This window comes from Streptomyces sp. NPDC027189, assembly GCF_055566975.1.
On sequence record NZ_JBVHRI010000004.1, the window covers coordinates 140,662 to 160,531 of the forward strand.

Here is a 19,870-nt window from a genome sequence, read left to right on the forward strand (position 1 = left end):
CGTGCCAGGGGCGTGTCCAACTCCTCACCGGTTCGCAGAAACCAACCCCGCCTCATAGGCGATGATCACCAGCTGCACCCGGTCCCTCGCGTCCAGCTTCGACAGCAGGCGGGTGAGGTACGTCTTCGCCGTGGCGACGCTGATGAAGAGCTGTTCGGCTATCTCGGTGTTGGACAGGCCCGTGCCGACCAGGGTCAGGACCTCGCGCTCCCTCTCCGTGATGCCCTTCAACTGCCGGTGCGCGCGTGCCTGTTCGGGGCGTGAGGCCGTGAAGTCCTGGATCAGGCGGCGTGTGACGCTGGGGGCGATGAGCGCGTCGCCGGCCGCCACGACCCGTACCGCCCCGATGATGTCGTCCAGCGCCATGTCCTTGACGAGGAAGCCGGAGGCGCCCGCGCGGAGCGCCCCGTACACGTAATCGTCGTCGTCGAAGGTGGTGAGGACGACGATCCGCGCGTCGCCGGAACCGTCCGCCGTGATCAGGCGAGTCGCCTCGATGCCGTCCATGCCCGGCATGCGGATGTCCATGACGACGACGTCCGGGGCGAGTCGCCCGGCCAGCTCCACCGCCTCCTGGCCGTTGGCGGCCTCGCCCACCACCTCCAGGTCCTCGATGTCGGCGATGACCATCCGCAGGGCCGTACGGATGAGTTGCTGGTCGTCGGCCAGTACGACCCGGATCGTCATCGCGCTCCCACCTGGACCGGGACGGGGAGGCGGGCCGTCACGCGGAAGCCGCCCTCGGGGCGCGGTCCTGCTGTGAACTCGCCGTGCAGCAGGGCCACTCGCTCGCGCATGCCGACGAGGCCGAGCCCGTGTCGGTGGTGCTGCCCCAGCCCCTGCCTTCGTCGGTGACGTCGACGGCGACTTCCTCGTCCCGGTAGTCGACGGTCACCCGGCAGGCGGTCGTGCCCGCGTGGCGTACGACGTTGGTGATGGACTCCTGGATGATCCGGAACGCCGACAGGTCTATGTCCGAGGGGAGTTGGCGCGGCTCGCCCCGCCGGCTGACCTGCACGCGCACGCCCGCGGCCGTCGTCGCGGCGGCCAGCCGGTCGAGGTCGGCCAGCCCTTCGGCAGGGCTCAACCGCAAGGGGTCGGGAACCCGGCCCTGGTCCGCCTGCCGCAGCGCCACCAGCATGCGCCGCAGCCCGGCGAGGGTCTCCCGCCCCGCCGTCTCCACCGCCGTCATCGCCTCGCGCGCGGCGCCCGGCTGGGTGTGCACGACGCGGGCCGCCGCCCCCGCCTGGAGGGCGATGATGCCGATGCTGTGGGCGACCATGTCGTGCATCTCGCGTGCGATGCGCAGGCGTTCGTCGGTGACGGCCTGGGTCGCTGCCTGGAGACGCAGCTTCTCGGCGTACACGCGAGTGCGGTGGGAGGCGTCGCCAAGCAGCCAGGCCACGACGGCCGTCAGCGCGACGGCGAGTTCGACCGACATACCGATGCCCCAGCCGCGCAGCAGCCGTACGGCCAGCCAGGCCACCAGCATGCCGAGCGCCATGGAGACCGCGGTGACCCCCGTACGGCGCGGGCGGGCGGCCGCGATGAAGTAGAGGGCGACGTCGACCGCGAGGAACTGGGGCAGCTGGATCGCCCCCACCCCCAGGTTGATGGTCGTGAAGCCGGCGGCCGCGAGCAGCAGCGCGAGGGCCTTCAGCGGCCGTCGCGCCAGCAGCCGGCCGCCCGCCAGCGCCAGCGCGGTGGCGAGCGCGAGGATCACCAGTCCGTCCCAGCGGTAGAACTGAGCCGCGGCCCGCTCGTCCGGTGTCTCCTCGCCGGGGAGCCTGATGCGCGCGAGGAACGTGAACACGGCGCTCGCGCACCCGGCCAGCGCCACCCAGGTACCCGGCGGCACGCGCTTGAGCAGGGGAAGCGGTGGCGTGACATGCATGCGGCGATCGTAGGCTCGCGCCCCCGGCACGGCATCGGCCCGCGGACGTACAACCCGGGTCGACATCCGCCCGTGGTGAGTGTCGGCGCCGGGCCGATGTCCCGGGCCCGTCCCCGGCGAGACGGTGTTCCGCGTGATCGAAGTCGATGGACTGACCAAAGGCTACGGCGACACCACGGCCGTACGACAACTGACGTTCCAGGTGCGCCCGGGGCATGTCACCGGGTTCCTCGGCCCGAACGGCGCGGGCAAGACGACGACTCTGCGCATGCTCCTCGACCTGATCGCCCCGACCGGCGGAACCGCCACCGTCGGCGGACGCCCCTTCCGGGACCATCCGCGCGGGTTGCGGCACGTCGGCGCGCTGCTCGACGCGGGTGATGTGCACGGCGGGCGCAGCGCACGGGCCCATCTGTCGGCCCTGGCGCGCAGCAACCGCATCCCGTACGGCCGGGTGGACGAGGTGCTGGCGGAGGTGGGGCTGTCGGGCGCGGCGGCCCGGCGCCGCGTCGCCGAGTTCTCGCTCGGCATGCGACAACGCCTGGGCATCGCCACGGCGTTGATCGGCGATCCCCCGGTGCTGATGTTCGACGAACCGCTCAACGGGCTTGATCCAGACGGTGTGTTGTGGGTACGCGGCTTGTTCCGGCGACTCGCCGCCGAGGGCCGCACCGTCTTCGTCTCCAGTCATCTGATGTCCGAAATGGAGAACGCCGCCAACCAGTTGATCGTCATCGGGCGCGGTGAGCTGATCGCCGCGGAGAGCGTGACGGAGTTCGCGGCGCGCGGCACCCGGCTCACCGTGACGGTCCGTACGCCGGACGCCGACCGGCTGACGGCCGTGCTCTCCGCCGAGGGCGCCGCGGTGGCGCCGTACGACGACCGGACCCTCAAGGTGACGGCCCTGAGCGCGGCGCGCATCGGTGAACTCGCCTTCCACCACCGGATCCTGCTCGAAGAGCTGACCCCGCAGGCCGCCTCCTTGGAAGCGGCCTTCATGGAACTGACCGCCGACAGCGCCGAATTCCTCGCCGGAGACTCCCGATGACGCCGACCACGCCCACGGTTGCCCTCGCCCTGCCCGCTCCCCGGTTCATGGACCTCCTCGCCGCCGAGTGGATCAAACTCCGCTCGCTGCGCTCGACGTACTGGGCGCTCGGCACCGGTGCCCTGGCGGTCATCGCCTTCAACGCGAACGCGGCACGGGTGGACGCGAGCGACTTCCCCAGGTTCGACCCGCGCATGCGGGCCAACATGCAGTGGCTGGCCCTCCGCGACGCGTTCACCGACGGCTCCGCCATGATCCTGATCCTCGCGGTGGCGGGCATCGGCGCGATCACGGTCGTGGGCGAGTACTCGACGGGCCTGATCCGTACGACGTTCGCGGCCGTTCCGGACCGCCGCGCGTTGATGGCGGCGAAGGTGACCCTGGTGACCGCGGTCATGACGGTCTACGGCGCGCTCGTCGCGGGCGCCTCCTTCGCCTTGACGCAGGCCATCCTCGACACCCGTGACCGGGGTCTTCCGCTCTCCCACCCCGGCGCCCTCCGCGTCGTCGTGGCCTCCGCGCTCCTCGCCCCGGTCTGCGCCCTGGCGGGCATGGCCCTGGGCGCCCTGATCCGGCACAGCGCGACCACGATGATCGCCACCACCGCCGTACTCCTCCTGATCCCCGCCTTCATCACCGACCGCTATCGGTGGACGGCCGCCGTGAAGCACGCCCAGCCCATCAACGCCTGGACCCGCCTGACCGACATCGCCTTCGGCCACGACCCCTTCACCCTGGTCCCCCGCCACCCGGCGACGGTCACGGGCGCCTGGATCACGTTCGCGGCGTGGGCGGCGGTGTCGGCGGTGGTCGCGGTGGTCACTGTGGATCGTCGGGACGTGTGAGTCCCCGCGTCGCCTCCCAGAGGCTGTTGAACCGCTGGACTCGCTGGCTGACGTGGTGATCACGCGCGTTCAGCGTGGTCCTGGCGTTCACCCGGAACAGATCGGGATCGACCTCATAGCACAGTGACCCGTCGAAGATGATGAAGTCGTTCGTCGTGCCCCGTCGGTCGTTCAGCGACAGCTCGGACAGAGCGACCACCCGTGCTTCGATGCCCAGATCGCTCTGGTCCCGGCAGAAGCGGGTCAGCTCTTCGTCGATGTCCTCGGGCCGCTCCACGATGAACAGGCGCCTCACCTTCACCTCACGCAGTTCGATCGCCTCGCGCTGCGCCTGCAGATAGCGGCTGGCGGGCTCGCTGTTCCAAAAGTCCCGGTCGACGGAGGTGCTGGTGGCGTCGATGCTCTTCTTGGTGCACTTGGTCAGTCCCAGGAGCCAGTCGTGATTCTCGCCCTGGCAGTCGGCGCTCTGATTGGTGAGGTCCTCCATCACCGAGGCGAGACGGTTGATCTCCTCGAGGGCGAAGGCATGCATGATCTCCGGGCCCAGGGAGACGACCTGCGTGGCGCTGCTGGCCAGCCGGGGCACGCCGTCGGATCGCAGTTTCTCCACTTCGCTGAAGAGCTTGGTCGCCACGCTGATACGGGCGAAGCTCTTGTCGACCACCTCTTTCATCTCGCTGTTGTGTTGGGCCAATCCGTCCTTCAGTTGGCTCAGTTGCTGTGCAAAGGTGATCATGTACTGGACGATCAGTACCGCCCCGCTGCACAGGACCGAGACGACCATCTTCCACACGTCGTCCTGGTCCGGGTTCAGCACGTTGGTGAGCACGTACACGAAGCCGCCCACCACCACGGTGACCACGAGCTTCTGCAACAGCGGACGTACGCTTTCGCCCTCTTCCGTCGGCCCGGTCCGGGCCTGTGATGCCGTTGGTGCGTTCATCTCTCTTTCTCCCCCCGTCGGGATCGTGCGCGGTTCCTGTCGTCAGCCCGGTGCCAGCGCGTCGCGCGGCAACGGGATGGCGTGCAGGGCCAGTTGGTCCCGGATGCGCTGGACCAGCGTCTGCCACTGCCGAGTGAATCCGGGCTCCTCCTCCAGTGGCTCCCACAGCGTGGCCAGTGTCCGGTCCAGCCGTGCCCTGGGCATCCACAGATGCAACAGATGGTCGACCGCGGGCCGCAGCGCCCGTACGACGGCCGCTCCCTCCGCGGAGCCGAGCCTGCCGGCGTCGAGCATCCGTACGACGGTGGTGAGCAGCCAGTCGTGGAGGGCGAGGTCCTCGCACAGGCCCGCCACCGCGGCCGGATTCGTCCCGTCGGGCACCCTCAGCCGCAGCGTACGCAGCTCGTCCTCGGCGAGCGTGAAACGCTCGATCTCGGGGCCCCGGCCGTCCGGGGCGGGAAGGGCGGTCCAGCGCAGCCGGGTGCGACGGGTCTTGAAGGGTGCCTTCTGGTCGATCATCGGGTGCCGCAGCAGCCGTGTGAGCAGGCCGTCGGCGATCAGCCCGAGGTTCAGCTCGCCGGGCCGACAGTCCATCAGAATGCCCTGTGCGGTGGCCTCTTCGGGCATCTTCCCGAGGGGCTCCACCACCCCGGGCCGTACGAGGTAGCGCCCCCAGGGCTGCCGCTGGTCGGGCCCTGCGGCGGGGGCGCGGAAATACGCGGTGGCCTGCAGGACACGGCCCTCGGTGAGCGCCGCGCGGGCCGCGACCGTGCCCACGGCGCGCACCTTGGCGCCGTTGGAGGTGGGCAGCAGACAGTCCACCCCGGTGAGCGTGTCCGGCGAGCGCGCGTACAGATTGGGACGTTTGGAGACGAGGACCCGTTCGTCGGCGCGCAGCCGCAGGAAGTGAGCGGCGGCATAGACGTCGAGCGCTTGGAAGGACGGCAGCAAGCGGGTGTGCACTTCGCCGCACGCGAGCACCGAACGCGTCGTGTCCCCCGGGGTCCCCATGTCATAACCCCTGGTAGAAGACGTACGAGGCACGGTCCGCGACGGAGTCGGACACCGCCATTCCCTCATGGGCGGAGCGCTCGGCCGCCTGCCGCAGCGCGCCCGCGTCCACGTCGGTCTGATCGAGGATGACGCGCACAGCGTGCTCGATGGGCAGAAACCGGGAGGGCAGCACGGAGTAGGTGCGGTAGGCGCTGAACGGGGCGGCGGAGGCGTTGAGCTGGAGCAGCGGTGCCAGTTCGTCCCACTCGCCGGGGAGGTCGCCGGCGTCACGCCCGCGGGGGACGAGGACGGGCTCTCCCTCGTTGCGCAGGAGCCCGAGGCGGACCAGCTGCCAGACCGCCGCGAGGAACGGGCAGGACCAGGTGCGGTGCCCCGCCGCGTCGATGTCCCACAGCTCGATGTCCATGAAGACGGAGTGCCGGCGCGCCGCGGTCTCGCGGGGCGGCTGCCAGGCGTCGGTCTTCTTCATCGCCTGCGGGGTGCGCGGTGCCGGGGTGCGTTCGCCGTTGGCGAGCCAGCCGGTCTGGCCGACGGGCGGGCGCAGACCGTAGCTGCCGGGCGGTGGTGACTCGACCAGGCGGTTGGCGACGGATTCCGCCAGTGCCACCTTGTCCGCGACGGAGCAGCCGGACTCCCTGGCCAGATAGTCGATGACCAGCCCGGCCCGCTCAGCCTCGGCGAGCAACTGCGGTACCAGTTCGGCGGGCGACGAGAAGCGGGTGAAGTAGTCGTCGATCAGGAAGCAGGTGCTGATCCTGGGCCGCTTGCCGCCCGCGTGAACCGTGGCGACGGCGCGGACCGCGTCCGCCCACGGGCGTACCTGGGCGAAATGCGCCCGCAGTCGCTCTGGGCCGCCCTCGAAGTCCTCCATGTACAGGTGCCCCAGTTCCAGGGACACATGGGCGAGCGGCACGGACTGGGTACGGGGCTCGGCGGTGGTCTCCCGGAATACCGCTTCCGTCACGGCCGCCCCCAGAGGGTTTCGTCGGTCAGTCCCCGGGCGAGGTTCTCCAGTGCCTCCAGGGTCTCCTTGTTGGCGATCTGGGTGGAGATCACGTCCTCTTCGGTGATCAGCTGCTCGCGATACTGCAGGACGGGCTCCAGCGGCACGGTTCCCAGCACCACGCTGTCTCCGATCCTGAGGTCGGAGGCAAGCTTCCTCAGCCGCTCGTCGCAGCGTTGCATCCAAGTGGACTGGGCGGCCGACACCTGGGCCGCCCCGGGGTCGGGAACCGCGGCCCGTACGAAGCGGATGGCGTCCCGCAGCGCGGCTCTGTCGTGTCCCCTGGCGGCTCCGCCCTCCAGGATGCCGTGCTCTTCGAAGGCCAGCCCGGCGGCGCTCAGCACATGTTGCGGGGTCCAGCGATGGAAGACGAGCCAGCGGCATTCAACACCCCTCATCTCGCGCTGCGCGGTCGCTTCCAGCACCATGTCCATGGCGTAGCTGCGGCCTGCGCTCAGGTCCACGAGGATCATGTCGAACTCGCTGTTGAGACGGAGCAGGAGATCGACACAGCGGCGCAGGGTCTCCTGGTCCGTGGCGAATTCGCCGCCGCCGCGGTCGCCCGGGATCAGGACCAGGCGGCCGGATCCGTTGGGCCTGCTGCCCAGCACCGGGTGCTGGGTCCTGGCCCAGACGTCCACCCGGACCGGTTCACCAGCAGTGCCCTCCAAGTAGGAGTGCAGGCCGCCCCGCTCGACCCCGCGCAGCGCCTCGGGGACGTCGAAGACCACGGCGGCGGTGGGAGAGCCGAAGTCGAAGTCGACGTAGGCCACGTCGTCACCGGTGAGTGCTCGCTGGTAGGTGAGGTTCGCGCTGGTGATGGAGCGGCCGGTGCCTCCTTTGTCGGAGACCGCGAAGACGAGCAACGCTCACACCTCCTGGCCGGCCGCGTTCCTGGCCTGGGCCAGGGTGTCCAGTTCACCGAGCACCGACAGGGTCAGCGCGCAGGCCGTGGCGGGCTGATCGTCGACGATGTCGCGGGCGCGGCGGAGTCTGATCTCCATGCTCTTCAGCGCCTTCGCCCGGCTGCCGTCGACCGCCAGGGTGGGCTGCAGCCGTTCGGTGCCGAAGAGGTGCATGGACTCACTTAGCAACGCGTGTGCGTGAAGGGCGAGTTCGGTGCTTCGGATCGGGGGCTGCTTGTAGAGGTCATGGGCGGCGACCAGGCACTCGCTGACCCGTTCGGTGATACTCCACGACAGCGGTCCCTGCTTCTTCGGTGAATCGGGATAGACGGAGTGGACGTTGTCCCACAGGCCGATACCCTCGCCCTCCTGGACGCGGCGCTTCCACAGATGGTCGAGGGTCTCCTCCGCGAGCAACAGCAGCCGGTCCTGGGCGGTGATGTTGCGCGACAGCGCGCTGAGCTGGACGGTCCGCTTGAGCAGCTGCGCCGAGAAGTCGGTCATCGTCCACCACAGGGGCGGGCCCAGACGCTCGCTGCCCTCCAACGGAAGGCTGACACCGGGGTTGTGGAGTTGTACTGCCGGGTCGTCGACCGTCACGCTGCTGGTGATGCGGCCGCGTTCGGCGAGCCGCTCCATGACGGTGACGGTGCGGGTGAGGTCGTCGTCCGTGGCGCGGCGCCGCAGCAGGTCGTGTACGAGGATCGCGGCGACCGAGAGCGAGAAGTACGCGGACTCCAGCGGCTGTCCCGTGGTACGCCAGGGGATGTCCTCCAGGGGCCAGCGCTCGGCGTTGAAACGGGCGATCCCCGACCAGTACCGCTGGGTGACCGACCAGCGCAGCTGCAGCGCCTCGGCGAGCTTCTGCTGGTCGGGGTTGAGCAGGCGAAGGGTGAGGGTACGGTCCGAGAACAGGTCCTGGATGCCGTCGAGGGCGACCACGGTGAAGTAGAGGTACGACACGGGATCGGCCACGCCGTCGGGCTGCGGTCTCCTGTCGTCGATCTCCTCCACCTTCGGCGCGTCCTTGACCAGGCCCCATGACCAGCCGCACTCGAACAGTTTGCTGTCGTCCTTGAGACCGTCCTCGATGCCGACACCGAGTTTGACGCTCTCGATGATCGTGGCGCGCAGCGGCTGGAAGCGGCGTCGGAACTCCTGGAGGACGGCCCGCTCGGACATCCGCCCCTGGCCGACCAGCCCGCACAGTCGTCGGCCCTGGCTGGATTCGGCGTCGAAGACGTTGACGGTGTAGGAGCGCAGCAGGCTGACCATCGCGGCGGTGAGGCGGGCGCTCGTGGCTTCCGTGAGCCGCGCGATGGCCTCCTTCGTCTCGGTGCGGGACGTCTCCTTCTCGTACTTCTTGAGGAAACCTAGCGTGGAGAGGCAGAGAGTGACCGACATCGAAAAGGAGTCGACCACTCCCAGTCCCAGCTGCTCCCGCGTGACGTCCTGCTTCGGGTCCTCGGAGCTGAAGTAGTAACCACCGGCGAAGGTGGGAGTCGCGTCCGGGGCGGCGTGGGTGGACATGAACTGATTGAGGACCGTCACGAGATTCGCGGGGATCTCCGAGCGGCCGCCGGCCCCTTTCAGGACCCTCAGAATGTCCTGGTGAGTGGTGTCCGGCTCATCGAGGCGGAATTCGGGAATCTCGGTCGCGGGGTACATAAGGCAGAGCAGTCGTTCGGCGTCCGCGACGCTGCTCAGGGCTCCCCAGTCCCCCCAGGACCATTTGCCGCCGTCGAATGAGTGACGGGAAATTGCCTGCCAAATATCCAGCAGGTTCTGACGTGGCTCGATCTGCATCCCCATGCCCCTCACACAGGTCGCTTTGCCCGCTCTCGGGAGTTGACCCTAAGAGTCTCGATGGCCGCAGGCCAGGATCATTCCCGTGTGTCCCGGTCGCACCACGTCACCCGGTTTGGCAAGGCGGTGAATTTCCACCTTTCCCGCAAACGGAACCAGACTTTCGTGCACCTGCGCCTCATTGACCTTGCAGGCGGGAAAATGCTGATCCCCGACGTCGTAACCCGTCGAGTCCCTCATGAACGCCGCGGCGAAGGGAGCACCGTGCGCCAGCGAACGCATAAAGCATTCGACACCGCGCCGGAACTCGTCATGGGAAGTGGACATGGACTCGGCCACGAAGAACATGGTGCCGATCGACCAGTGCCCCTGACGGCGTCTCAGCCCGAACAGGCTCCGGCGCCCCAAGTCGAACAAGTTGCCCTGCCGCACCCGGACGGCGTCCCTGAACCGCGCCCTCCGGTCGGCGTCGATGTCGCGGTAGGCCGCGTCCTCGCACAACACCTTCCAGAAACTGTCCCAGTCCTGGTCGAAGTGGGCTCGCTGGCCCTTCAGGTAGTCGACATTCCGGGCAGAGCGTTCCAGCAGGGTGATCTTTGTGCACCAGGGCAGCATGGACAGTGCCGGATAGAGGTTCGCACCCGCGCCGACGTCAATACCCAAAACCGGACGCTCGAATTTCTCACGAAAATGATCGCTGAAGTGATCGCGTACGAGACCGACGATCTCCGCGTCGACGTCGAGCAGATCACGGTAATTGTGATCAATATATGCGCGAGGGTCGAATGCGTCCCACGGTGCGTCAGCATTGAGCGTGCCGGTGCCCTCTCGGGCTCTCAAGTCCATGCTCCACGGTACCAACACCGGGGACAAGCGGGACCCCTTTCGACATGTTGAAGCGGGCACGTGACACAAGGAGTTGCGGGACAACCAATCGACATTTGGCCCTGAAGTGCCCTTGAAGGGCCGGATGATGGCGAGCGATGCTGGTCCAATCTCTGCCGAACACACTCTCAGAGCGGGGCGTGTGGCACTTGATCCGGATTCACCCAAATGAGGCGACACGCCCTTGACTCCCGACTCAAGGGGTGGCATGACCGTTCATCCTGCGGACCGCTCCGGAGATCGTTTCGCGCTGCCCGCCGGCTCGGCGCTGTACCCGCCGTCCCGGGGCCGCCCCCTTCGGATGAGAGGGGTCACCGAGTCGGACCTGCCCGGACTCGTCCGCCTCGACGAAGAGGTGTTCGAAGAGGGCGCGTACCCCTACTTCGTCCTGCGCCAGCACTTCGACGTACGCCCCGAGGGCTTCCTCGTCCTGGACGACGGCGAAGCCCTCCAGGGTTACATCCTCGTCGACACGGAACGGGACGCCGCGAGCAGCTGGGTCCTCAGCCTCGCCGTCAGCGCTGCCCGGCGCGGCAACGGTCTCGGCCGGCGCCTCATGGCCGAGATCCTGCGCCGTCTGCGCTCGGACGGGGTTCGGGAAGTCCGCCTCACAGTGGAACCCACCAACGCTCCCGCCATCGTCCTCTACACATCCCTGGGCTTCACCCCCGAAGGAGGCATACACAAGGGCCACTTCGGCCCGGGTGAGGACCGCCTCGTGATGACACTCGGACTGTGACGCCGACCGGCGGAGCTCAGTGACTCAATGACTAAGCGGCTGAGTGGCTCAGAGGTGCAGTGGGTCAGTGGTGCAGTGGTGCAGTGGTGCAGTGGTGCAGTGGGTCAGTGGGTCAGTGGGTCAGTGGGTCAGTGGGTCAGTGGGTGAAGCGTCGTACGTACCGCCGCTGCCAAGGCGTTTCGACGGCGTGGCGGTCGTAGTGCCGACGTATGTACGCAACCGCCTCCCGCGGGGGCACTCCGTCGAGGACGGCGAGGCAGGCCAGGGCCGTGCCGGTGCGGCCGCGGCCGCCACCGCAGGCGATCTCGACACGGTGGGTGGGGGCTCGCTTCCAGGCCTCGGCGAGTACCCTGCGGGCCTCGCCCCGGTCGGCGGGCAGACGGAAGTCCGGCCAGCGCAACCAGTGGGTCTCCCATGGGACTTCGGGGGGCTGCTTGCCGAGCAGGTACACGGCGTACGTCGGTGCCGGGCCGTCTTCCGGGAGCGGCCCGCGCAGGGCGCGGCCCCGCACCAGCCGCCCGGAGGGCAGACGCAGCACGCCGGCGCCGTTCGGGTCCCAAGTCTCGTTCATGGGTGTTTCGCCCCCTCCGCCCCTACGGGGAACCGACGCACCACGTCCTCCGCGTCGGCCGCCGACCCAAGCATCTCGTAGGCGACCGTGAACAGCAGGCTGCGATGGGCGACGAACGGGTCCTCGGTCATGCCGTCGATGCCACGCCGGACTTCTCGGGACGCGCGGCCAGCGGAATCTCGCACGCATCGGAGTAGCCCTGCGACGTGATCTCGTGCGCCGTGTTGGTCCTGGTCGAAAGGTTCACAAAGCCGATGAACACGGTGAGCTCGACCATCGCCCCCGGGCCGAGCCGGTCGAGCAGACTCGCGGCCCGCGCCCCTTCAGGGGCGCGGGGAACTGCGCGACAAGCCCCCGTTCAGCTCACCCCGCGTGACTCCTGTGCCGCCCGTGCCTCGATTCCGCGGAAATGGTCCGCCATCGCGCGCTGCGCGCCCTCGACGTCGCGGGCGCGCAGTGCGGTGACGATGTCGCGGTGGCGGCGGACGGTCACCTCGGGTGCCGGGTCGTCGGTCCAGCCGCGTGCGCCGGCGACGCGGCGGAATACCGTCCAGAAGGCGCTGAGGAGCTGCGGCACGAAGGTGTTGCCGAGGGACGCGTACAGCAGCTCGTGGAATTCGCGGTCGAGTTCGGGGAAGGGACGGCCCGCGCGGCCCGCCGCCTCCATCTGGGACACGACGGATTCGAGGCGGTCGAGCTCCGCCTCGGAGAGCGTCGCCGCGACCCGGCGGATCAGCCCCTCTTCCAGGACCTCGCGGACCTGCAGTATCTCCGTCAACGCACCCGTCTCGTCGTCCGGCTGGGCGAGCGTACGGAAGGTGAGACCGTCGACGAGCGGGGTCAGGGAGGCCTGGCCGACGTAGGTGCCGTAGCCGTGTCTGATCTCGACTATGTCCAGCGCCTGCAGGGCCTTGAGCGCCTCGCGGACGGAGTTCCGGCTCACGCCGAGGTCGGTCATCAGCTCGGTCTCGGTGGGCAGCGGCGCACCGGCCTGGAGCTTGCGGTCGAGGATCAGCTGCATGACCTCGCGCTGGATCTGGCCGCTCACCCGGCGCTCGGGCCGGCGCCGGTTCCCGGTCTCCTCAGACATGCGCCGCATCGTACGCTCGCTGGACATCGGACGTCCCACCTCCGGGCTGATTAAACGCCAACTGCCGCCAACTACCCTGCTTCACACCGCCATTGGTCGCACCTCTGGAAGATACGCCATTCGTGTGCGATCCCTTGACCCCCTCCACGCCCCCTCTTATGGTCACGCTGCCCCCTATGACGTAGGACGTCGTATCTCCTACGCACTGGATCACTTCACTGGACCACTCCTTGCTGGAGGAACCGTGCGCGACGTGACCCACACTCCGGCGCTGCACCGCCGGTCGTTCCTGAAGTACACCGGCGCCCTCGGCGCGGCCGCCGCCCTCTCCTCGTCGCTGGCGGCCTGCTCGTCCGGGCCGGAGTCCACGAACGACACCGGAGGCGGAGGCGGCGGCAAGAACGCCACACTGACGGCGGTCATCGGCTACGGGAACGACGGCAGCTGGGATCCGACGCAGACCGCGTCCGCCTTCTGCATGGCCGGCAACAACCACATCTACGAGGGTCTGCTCGACACGGACCCGATCTCCCGCGAGCCGTACGCCGCGCTCGCCACCGAGGTGCCGTCCGATCTCAGCGGCACGTCCTGGAAGTTCACGCTGCGGGCGGGCGCCAAGTTCCACGACGGAAAGCCGGTCACCGCCGACGACGTGGTGTTCGTCTTCGACCGGATACTCGATCCGAAGACGCCGTCCCTCGCCAAGGGCTTCTTCGCCAGCTGGCTGAAGGAGGTCAAGAAGATCGACGCGCAGAACGTCGAGCTGGTCCTCAAGTTCCCCTTCCCCGAGGGCATTTCGCGGCTCACCCTGGCGAAGATCATGCCGAAGCACATCTTCTCCCAGCCGGGCGCCTGGGACGACGCGATCAAGGGCAAGGCGGTCGGCTCGGGGCCGTACCGGCAGACCGCGCACCACCCGAAGTCGAACACCACCTTCGAGGCGTTCGCCGACTACAACGGGCCGCGCAAGCCCGCGTTCAAGAAGATGAACTGGCTGACCATAGTGGATGCCGCGCCCCGGGTCGCGAAGATCTCGGGCGCCAGCGCCGACGCGCAGATCGCCGACAACATCCCGTACGCCAACATCGAGCAGCTCAAGAACAGCGGCATGACCGTCCAGGGCGGCGCGGGCATGAACAACCTCTTCCTCATGTTCAACACCCAGCACAAACCCTTCGACGACGTACGGGTCCGGCAGGCGCTGCACTACGCCATCGACACCGGCAAGATGGTCGAGGTCGCGCTCAAGGGGCACGGAAAGCCGTCGAGTTCCTTCCTCAACGAGGGCAACCCGAGCTACCGACCCGCGAAGACCGTCTACTCGTACGACCCCGAGAAGGCGAAGAAGCTCCTGAAGGAGGCCGGGGTCAAGGGGCTGAAGATCGAGATCCTGTCGGTGAACGTCAGCTGGATCGTCGACTGCCTGCCGACCATCAAGGCGTCCTGGGACGCGATCGGTGTCGAGACCACCCTGTCCCCGCAGGAGACGACCGCCGTCTTCACCAAGATGGACCAGAAGCAGGACTACCAGGTCGTCGCGGCCGCCTCGAATCCCAACCAGTTCGGGCTGGATGCCGACCTGATCATGCACTACAACTACGGGCCCGAGAACCTGTGGATGGGCTACGCGCGCTGGGCCGGCAACTCCGTGGCGAAGAAGCTCTTCAAGGACATGGACCAGGCAACGCAGGAGCCGAACGCCGACAAGAAGAAGGCGATGATCCAGGACTACATCGACATCGTCGCCGAAGAGGCCGTGCTCTACCCGGTCGTGCACAACGAGCTGATGACGGCATGGAACCCGAAGAAGCTCACGGGGATAAGGGCACAGCCGTACCCGGGCATCAACCTGTTGCAGGCCAAGTGGGTCTAGGCGACGAAGGAGTTCGTACGTGGTCGCCATTGCCAGGATCCTGCTGCGCCGCGTGGCGCTGCTCGTGCCGCTGATGCTCGGGATCGTCCTGTTCGTGTTCTTCGTAATGCGGTTCTCCGACGTCGATCCGGCGTCGGCGTTCTTCCAGGGCGCCAATCCGACCCCGCAGCAGCTGCACGACTTCCGGGAGCAGAACGGGCTCCTCGACCCACTGCCGGTGCGCTACTTCCACTTCGTCGGGGACCTGCTCCACGGCGACATGGGCACCAGCGCGCTGACCCGGGGGTCGGTCCTCGACCAGGTCACCACCGCGCTGCCGCTCACGCTCCAGCTCACCTTCCTGGGGCTCGGCATCGCGGTGGTGCTCTCGTTGCTCGGCGGTGTCACCGCCGCGATCTACCGCGACCGGCTGCCGGACCAGATCATCCGGGTCGTCTCGCTCACGGGGGTCGCGGCGCCGGGCTTCTGGCTGGCGCTGCTGATGATCCAGTATCTGGCCGTCGACCAGGGCTGGTTCCCGACCGGCGGCTACATCAACCCGGCCGACTCGCTGAGCGGCTGGCTGAAGACCATGGCCCTGCCCGCGCTCGCGCTCTCCCTCCCGGTCGCCGCGCAGCTCACCCGGATCGTGCGGACCTCCGTGGTGGAGGAGCTGGACAAGGACTACGTACGGACGGCGATCGGGAGCGGTCTGCCGCCGCGGGTGGTGGTCGGGCGGAACGTGCTGCGCAACGCCCTGATAAACCCGCTCACCGTGCTGGGCCTGCGCGTGGGCTATCTGCTCGGCGGCGCGGTCGTCATCGAGACGATCTTCTCGCTGCCGGGCATGGGCAAGCTGATGATCGACGCGGTGAAGAACGGCGACCCGGCGGTCGTGCAGGGCGTCGTGCTGACCACGGCCACCGGATTCGTGGTCGTGAACCTCGTCATCGACATCCTGTATCTGCTGGTCAACCCGCGGCTGAGGGAGGCCACCTGATGTCGCTGCCCGGGGGTGCGACCTGATGTCACTACTGAGGGATGCGACCTGATGTTCACGCGCAAGAGCCTCACCGAGGCCCTCTCCCGGCCCGGCGTCCGGCTGCGCGGCTGGCGCCGGCTGCCGCTGCTGTCGAAGGTCGCCGTCTGCTTCCTGGCCGTGGTCGTGCTGGTGGCGCTCTTCGCCCCGCTGCTCGCCCCGCACGACCCGCTCGACCAGCAGGCGCCCGTGGACGGCACCGGACACCCGTCCGCCGACCACTGGATGGGGCAGGACAGCCTCGGCCGGGACATCCTCAGCCGGCTGATGTACGGCGCCCGCTGGTCCCTCGCGATCGGCCTGGGCGCCACCGCGCTGGCCCTCGTCGTGGGAGCGCTCCTCGGCGCGGTCGCGGCGACGTCCCGCAAGGCCGTCGACGAGACGCTGATGCGCTGCCTGGACGTGGTCATGGCGTTCCCCGGCATCGCGCTGGCCGCGGTCCTGGTGGCCGTCTTCGGCGGCGGCATCACGGTGCTGATCTGCGCCATCGCCTTCCTGTTCACACCGCCGGTCGCCAGGGTCGTACGGGCCAACGTCCTCGATCAGTACGGGGAGGACTATGTGACCGCCGAGCACGTGATCGGCGCCCGCACCCCGCACATCGTCCTCAGGCACGTGGCCATCAACTGCGCCGCCCCCGTGCTGGTGTTCTGCACCGTGCAGGTCGCGGAGGCCATCGTCTTCGAGGCGTCGCTGTCGTTCATCGGCGCGGGCGTACGGCCCCCGGACCCGTCCTGGGGCAGCGTCATCGCGGACGGCAAGAACATGGTGCTGACCGGCGGGTGGTGGGCCACGGTCTTCCCCGGCCTGCTGATGCTGATCACCGTACTGTCGCTGAACATCCTCTCCGAGGGCGTCTCGGACGCGTGGGCGGCACCGGCGGCCAGGGACGTGTCCGCGCCGGCGGCGGAGGACCGGCTGGAGGCCCCCGAGCCGGGCAGCGGCAAGGTCCTGGAACTGCCGGGCCTCGCGGAGGCGGCCGCGCGACTGCGCTCACTGGCCCGTCCGCTCCCCTCCGGTCAGCAGCCCGTCCTCGCCGTCGAGAACCTGGCCATCGGCTTCGACGCCCGCCACGGAGGCGTGGACATCGTCGACGGCATCAGCTTCGAGGTGCAGCCGGGCGAAGTCCTCGGTCTGGTCGGCGAGTCCGGCTGCGGCAAGTCGCTGACGGCGCTCACGGTGATGGGCCTGGAGCCGAAGGGGGCGCGGGTTCGCGGCCATGTCCGGTTCAACCAGCGGCAGTTGATCGGCGAGCCGATGCGTGTACGACGCCTGCTGCTGGGCCACGAGATGGCGATGATCTACCAGGACGCGCTGTCGTCCCTGAACCCGGCGATGACGATCAGGGCGCAGCTGAAGCAGGTCGTACGCAGGGGCGGCAAACGCTCCCCGGCCGAGCTGCTGGAGCTGGTCGGCCTGGACCCCGACCGCACCCTGCGCAGTTACCCCCACGAGCTCTCCGGCGGCCAGCGCAAGCGCGTCCTGATCGCGATGGCCCTGTCCCGCAGCCCCAAGCTGATCGTCGCCGACGAACCGACCACGGCCCTCGACGTGACGGTGCAGGCGCAGGTCATAGAGCTGCTGCTGCGGCTGCGCGCGGAGCTGGACTTCGCGTTGATCCTCGTCTCGCACGACCTGGCGCTGGTCTCGGCGGTCACCGACCGGGTGGTCGTCATGTACGGCGGCCAGATCGTCGAGACCGGGGTCACCGCCGACCTGGTGGAGGCCCCGGCCCACCACTACACGCGCGGGCTGCTGGGCAGCGTGCTCTCGCTGGAGTCGGCGGCGGAGCGCATGACCCAGATCAAGGGGGTCGTGCCCTCCCCGGCCGACTTCCCGGCCGGCTGCCGCTTCGCCGACCGCTGCCCGATGGCAAGCGAGGTGTGCCGTACGACGGTGCCGGACCTGGTGGGGACACGGACGCACACGGCGGCCTGCCATCACCCGGCCGCGGACCTGGGGACCATGGCGAGGGAGAGCGGGGGCGCCATCGCGCTGGCCGATCCCAACGGAAGCGAGGGGGCCGTCACGTGACCGCGCGGACCGGAGAAGCCGAGGCCAGCAAGTGACCGCGCCGACCGGAAACGCCAAGGCCAGCAAGTGACCGCGCCGACTGGGAAAGCCGAGGCCCTCAAGTGACCGCACTGGTATCGCTGTCCGACACCCATGTCGTCCACAAGGCCCGCACCGGCGGTCTGTTCGCCCGCGACCGGGTGTACGCCCTCACCGGCGCCGACCTCGCCATCGCGCCCGGCGAGACGGTCGGCGTCGTCGGCGAGTCCGGCTGCGGCAAGTCGACGCTCGCGAAGGTGCTGGTGGGGGTGCAGCGGCCGACGTCCGGCACGGTGACCTTCCGCGGCCAGGACGTGTGGTCCATGAAACCCGCGGAACGGCGCACGGCCATCGGCAGCAGCACCGGCATGATCTTCCAGGACCCGTCGACGGCGCTGAACCGGCGGCTGACGATCCGCCAGATCCTGCGGGACCCGCTGGACGTCCACCGGCGCGGCACGACCGCCGAACGTGCGGACCGGGTACGGGAGTTGATGGCACTGGTCGGCCTGCCCCGCGCCCTCGCGGACGCCCTGCCCGGCCAGCTCTCCGGCGGCCAGCGCCAACGCGTGGCGATCGCCCGGGCCCTGGCGCTGGACCCGGACCTGGTGGTGGCCGACGAGCCGACGAGCGCTCTCGACGTGTCGGTCCGCGCCCAGATCCTGAACCTCCTCCTGGACCTGAAGGAGCGCCTCGGCCTGGCCCTGGTGTTCGTCTCGCACGACATCCAGACGGTACGACGGATGAGCGACCGGGTGATCACGATGTACCTCGGCCGGATCGTCGAGGAGTCACCGGCCGACGAGGTCACCGACCGCTCCCGCCACCCGTACACGCGAGCCCTCTTCTCGGCGACCCCGGGCCTGCTCGACCCCATCGACCCGATCCCGCTGGTGGGCCCCGTCCCGTCGGCGACGCGTCCGCCGAGCGGCTGCCCGTTCCGCACCCGCTGCTGGAAGGCGGACGAGGCATGTGGCGCCTCGATGCCCGACTTCACGGCCGCGTCGGCCCCCGATCACCGCTACCGGTGCCACCATCCTGTGGAGGAGGGCCAGTCCACGCGCGCGCTGGTCGCGCAGGCCGAGTCCGCCGCCCCGGCCACCGCCATGGCCGACGTTCCGTTCCAGCAGCACATCAGGGAGCCTTCATGACCGCCCACCCGTCTCCCACCACCGCCCTTTCAAGGCCGCGCTTCGCGCCTTTTTCAATTCCGTTGACCGGTGTCGTACCGCCCGTCTGCACTCCCCTGACACCGGAACGCGAGGTGGACGTCCCCTCGCTCATCAGGCTCGTGAACCATCTGGTGGACGGCGGGGTGGACGGTCTGTTCGTGCTCGGCTCGACGTCGGAGGCGGCGTATCTGACGGACGCGCAGCGCAGGCTGGTCGTGAAGACCGTGGCCGGCCATGTCGCCGGCCGTCTCCCGGTGCTGGCGGGTGCGATCGACATGACGACGCCGCGCGTCCTGGACCACGTTCGGGATGTGACGGCGGCGGGCGCGGATGCCGTGGTGGTCACGGCCCCCTTCTACACCCGCACCCATCCGGCGGAGATCGCCCGCCACTACCGCGTGATCGCCACGCGGTCGCCCGTGCCGGTCTTCGCCTACGACCTCCCCGTCTCCGTCCACACCAAGCTGAGCGCGGACCTGGTGCTGGAGCTGGCCGCGGACGGTGTTCTCGCCGGCCTCAAGGACTCCAGCGGCGACCTCGGCGCCTTCCGCACCGTCGTGACCGGTGCCCGCTCCCACCCCGACATCAGCGGATTCACCCTCCTCACCGGTTCCGAAGTCGTCGTCGACTCCGCGCTGGCGCTCGGGGCGGACGGGGCGGTGCCCGGGCTCGGGAACGTCGATCCGGTCGGATACGTGCGTCTGTTCCGGCTCTGCCGCGACGGTGACTGGGAGCGGGCTCGGGCCGAGCAGGAACGGCTGTGCGCGCTGTTCCGGATGGTGGGTGTGGGGGATCCCGCCCGGATGGGCGGTAGCTCGTCGGCCCTCGGGGCGTTCAAGGCCGCGCTGTATCTGCGGGGGATCATCGACTGCCCGGCTACGGCCGAGCCGCAGGTTCCGTTGGCGGAGGGGGAGGTCGAGCTGGTGGGGAAGTATCTGGCGGGCGCGGGGTTGCTGTAAGGGGTGGTTTTCGCCCCCACCGCCCCTACCCTCCCCCGCTCTCGGCTTCGCTC

General features: G+C 69.1%; 17 protein-coding genes and 3 pseudogenes. 8 read left to right on the plus strand and 12 right to left on the minus strand.

All coding sequences use genetic code 11. The features are described from left to right. Positions 1-24: 24 nt before the first annotated feature. The gene (locus ACZ4RZ_RS11600) at positions 25-687 is read right to left on the minus strand and encodes a response regulator (protein WP_467743786.1); all 663 of its coding nucleotides are present in this window, start codon (positions 685-687) and stop codon (positions 25-27) included. Further along, positions 684-1,894: pseudogene (locus ACZ4RZ_RS11605) on the minus strand (sensor histidine kinase). The gene ACZ4RZ_RS11600 and the pseudogene ACZ4RZ_RS11605 overlap by 4 nt, the downstream one beginning before the upstream one ends. Positions 1,895-2,027: 133 nt before the next feature. Here ACZ4RZ_RS11605 and ACZ4RZ_RS11610 point away from each other — a divergent pair. Continuing rightward, positions 2,028-2,942 (plus strand): ABC transporter ATP-binding protein, encoded by a 915-nt coding sequence (locus ACZ4RZ_RS11610; RefSeq protein WP_467743787.1) that lies wholly within the window; start codon positions 2,028-2,030, stop codon positions 2,940-2,942. Further along, positions 2,939-3,787, plus strand: coding sequence for an ABC transporter permease (locus tag ACZ4RZ_RS11615; protein WP_467743788.1), 849 nt, complete (start codon positions 2,939-2,941; stop codon positions 3,785-3,787). The genes ACZ4RZ_RS11610 and ACZ4RZ_RS11615 overlap by 4 nt, the downstream gene beginning before the upstream one ends. Here the strand turns inward: ACZ4RZ_RS11615 and ACZ4RZ_RS11620 are convergent. Genes ACZ4RZ_RS11620 through ACZ4RZ_RS11645 form a run of 6 tightly spaced genes read right to left on the minus strand, consistent with a single transcriptional unit; the run spans position 3,762 to position 10,304 of the window. Further along, complete coding sequence (locus tag ACZ4RZ_RS11620) at positions 3,762-4,730, minus strand: hypothetical protein (RefSeq protein WP_467743789.1); 969 nt, start codon at positions 4,728-4,730, stop codon at positions 3,762-3,764. The two genes, ACZ4RZ_RS11615 and ACZ4RZ_RS11620, sit on opposite strands and share 26 nt — an antisense overlap. A gap of 42 nt (positions 4,731-4,772) precedes the next feature. Next, positions 4,773-5,741 carry an SCO2521 family protein gene (locus tag ACZ4RZ_RS11625; protein WP_467743790.1) on the minus strand — a complete coding sequence of 323 codons (969 nt, stop codon included), beginning with the start codon at positions 5,739-5,741 and terminating at the stop codon, positions 4,773-4,775. A gap of 1 nt (position 5,742) precedes the next feature. Then, on the minus strand, positions 5,743-6,708 hold the full coding sequence (locus tag ACZ4RZ_RS11630) for an SCO2522 family protein (protein ID WP_467743791.1): 966 nt from the start codon (positions 6,706-6,708) through the stop codon (positions 5,743-5,745). Further along, positions 6,705-7,613, minus strand: coding sequence for an SCO2523 family variant P-loop protein (locus ACZ4RZ_RS11635; RefSeq protein ID WP_467743792.1), 909 nt, complete (start codon positions 7,611-7,613; stop codon positions 6,705-6,707). Before ACZ4RZ_RS11635 ends, ACZ4RZ_RS11630 begins: the two co-directional genes overlap by 4 nt. 3 nt (positions 7,614-7,616) lie before the next feature. Further along, positions 7,617-9,458: an SCO2524 family protein gene (locus ACZ4RZ_RS11640; RefSeq protein WP_467743793.1), complete on the minus strand. Its 1,842-nt coding sequence runs from the start codon at positions 9,456-9,458 to the stop codon at positions 7,617-7,619. Positions 9,459-9,506: 48 nt separating this feature from the next. Continuing rightward, positions 9,507-10,304 (minus strand): SCO2525 family SAM-dependent methyltransferase, encoded by a 798-nt coding sequence (locus tag ACZ4RZ_RS11645; protein WP_467743794.1) that lies wholly within the window; start codon positions 10,302-10,304, stop codon positions 9,507-9,509. Positions 10,305-10,551: 247 nt separating this feature from the next. Between ACZ4RZ_RS11645 and ACZ4RZ_RS11650 the strand changes: the two genes are divergently transcribed. Next, positions 10,552-11,082 (plus strand): GNAT family N-acetyltransferase, encoded by a 531-nt coding sequence (locus ACZ4RZ_RS11650; RefSeq protein WP_467743795.1) that lies wholly within the window; start codon positions 10,552-10,554, stop codon positions 11,080-11,082. Between the two features lie 136 nt (positions 11,083-11,218). On the opposite strand, the gene ACZ4RZ_RS11655 is transcribed toward ACZ4RZ_RS11650, so the two are convergent. The 4 genes and pseudogenes from ACZ4RZ_RS11655 to ACZ4RZ_RS11670 all read right to left on the minus strand — a co-directional run bounded on the left by ACZ4RZ_RS11655 (position 11,219) and on the right by ACZ4RZ_RS11670 (position 12,752). After that, complete coding sequence (locus ACZ4RZ_RS11655; RefSeq protein WP_467743796.1) at positions 11,219-11,653, minus strand: protein-tyrosine phosphatase family protein; 435 nt, start codon at positions 11,651-11,653, stop codon at positions 11,219-11,221. 35 nt (positions 11,654-11,688) lie between these two features. Then, positions 11,689-11,784, minus strand: a pseudogene (locus ACZ4RZ_RS11660) (RNA polymerase subunit sigma-24); the annotation flags it as partial. Continuing rightward, positions 11,781-11,966, minus strand: a pseudogene (locus tag ACZ4RZ_RS11665) (carboxymuconolactone decarboxylase family protein); the annotation flags it as partial. The pseudogenes ACZ4RZ_RS11660 and ACZ4RZ_RS11665, both read right to left, overlap by 4 nt. A 45-nt stretch (positions 11,967-12,011) precedes the next feature. Beyond that, a complete protein-coding gene (locus ACZ4RZ_RS11670) occupies positions 12,012-12,752 on the minus strand; it encodes a FadR/GntR family transcriptional regulator (RefSeq protein ID WP_467744315.1) in 741 nt (246 codons plus the stop codon). Positions 12,753-12,987: 235 nt separating this feature from the next. Between ACZ4RZ_RS11670 and ACZ4RZ_RS11675 the strand changes: the two genes are divergently transcribed. From ACZ4RZ_RS11675 to ACZ4RZ_RS11695, 5 genes are all read left to right on the plus strand, one after another. Then, positions 12,988-14,616, plus strand: a complete 1,629-nt coding sequence (locus tag ACZ4RZ_RS11675) for an ABC transporter substrate-binding protein (protein ID WP_467743797.1) — start codon at positions 12,988-12,990, stop codon at positions 14,614-14,616. Between the two features lie 19 nt (positions 14,617-14,635). After that, positions 14,636-15,595, plus strand: a complete 960-nt coding sequence (locus ACZ4RZ_RS11680; RefSeq protein ID WP_467743798.1) for an ABC transporter permease — start codon at positions 14,636-14,638, stop codon at positions 15,593-15,595. Between the two features lie 51 nt (positions 15,596-15,646). Next, positions 15,647-17,668, plus strand: a complete 2,022-nt coding sequence (locus tag ACZ4RZ_RS11685) for a dipeptide/oligopeptide/nickel ABC transporter permease/ATP-binding protein (RefSeq protein ID WP_467743799.1) — start codon at positions 15,647-15,649, stop codon at positions 17,666-17,668. Between the two features lie 101 nt (positions 17,669-17,769). Then, complete coding sequence (locus ACZ4RZ_RS11690; RefSeq protein WP_467743800.1) at positions 17,770-18,837, plus strand: oligopeptide/dipeptide ABC transporter ATP-binding protein; 1,068 nt, start codon at positions 17,770-17,772, stop codon at positions 18,835-18,837. Further along, entirely contained in the window at positions 18,834-19,817 is a 984-nt protein-coding gene (locus ACZ4RZ_RS11695; RefSeq protein ID WP_467743801.1) for a dihydrodipicolinate synthase family protein, read from the plus strand. The genes ACZ4RZ_RS11690 and ACZ4RZ_RS11695 overlap by 4 nt, the downstream gene beginning before the upstream one ends. Positions 19,818-19,870 lie beyond the last annotated feature (53 nt).

Bases quoted from the DNA above. Each gene is read 5' to 3' on its own strand.
- ACZ4RZ_RS11600 (WP_467743786.1), bottom strand. From the start codon at position 687: ATGACGATCCGGGTCGTACTGGCCGACGACCAGCAACTCATCCGTACG.
- ACZ4RZ_RS11695 (WP_467743801.1), top strand. From the start codon at position 18,834: ATGACCGCCCACCCGTCTCCCACCACCGCCCTTTCAAGGCCGCGCTTC.
- ACZ4RZ_RS11685 (WP_467743799.1), top strand. From the start codon at position 15,647: ATGTTCACGCGCAAGAGCCTCACCGAGGCCCTCTCCCGGCCCGGCGTC.
- ACZ4RZ_RS11645 (WP_467743794.1), bottom strand. From the start codon at position 10,304: ATGGACTTGAGAGCCCGAGAGGGCACCGGCACGCTCAATGCTGACGCA.
- ACZ4RZ_RS11620 (WP_467743789.1), bottom strand. From the start codon at position 4,730: ATGAACGCACCAACGGCATCACAGGCCCGGACCGGGCCGACGGAAGAG.
- ACZ4RZ_RS11655 (WP_467743796.1), bottom strand. From the start codon at position 11,653: ATGAACGAGACTTGGGACCCGAACGGCGCCGGCGTGCTGCGTCTGCCC.
- ACZ4RZ_RS11650 (WP_467743795.1), top strand. From the start codon at position 10,552: ATGACCGTTCATCCTGCGGACCGCTCCGGAGATCGTTTCGCGCTGCCC.
- ACZ4RZ_RS11670 (WP_467744315.1), bottom strand. From the start codon at position 12,752: ATGCGGCGCATGTCTGAGGAGACCGGGAACCGGCGCCGGCCCGAGCGC.
- ACZ4RZ_RS11640 (WP_467743793.1), bottom strand. From the start codon at position 9,458: ATGCAGATCGAGCCACGTCAGAACCTGCTGGATATTTGGCAGGCAATT.
- ACZ4RZ_RS11615 (WP_467743788.1), top strand. From the start codon at position 2,939: ATGACGCCGACCACGCCCACGGTTGCCCTCGCCCTGCCCGCTCCCCGG.
- ACZ4RZ_RS11625 (WP_467743790.1), bottom strand. From the start codon at position 5,741: ATGGGGACCCCGGGGGACACGACGCGTTCGGTGCTCGCGTGCGGCGAA.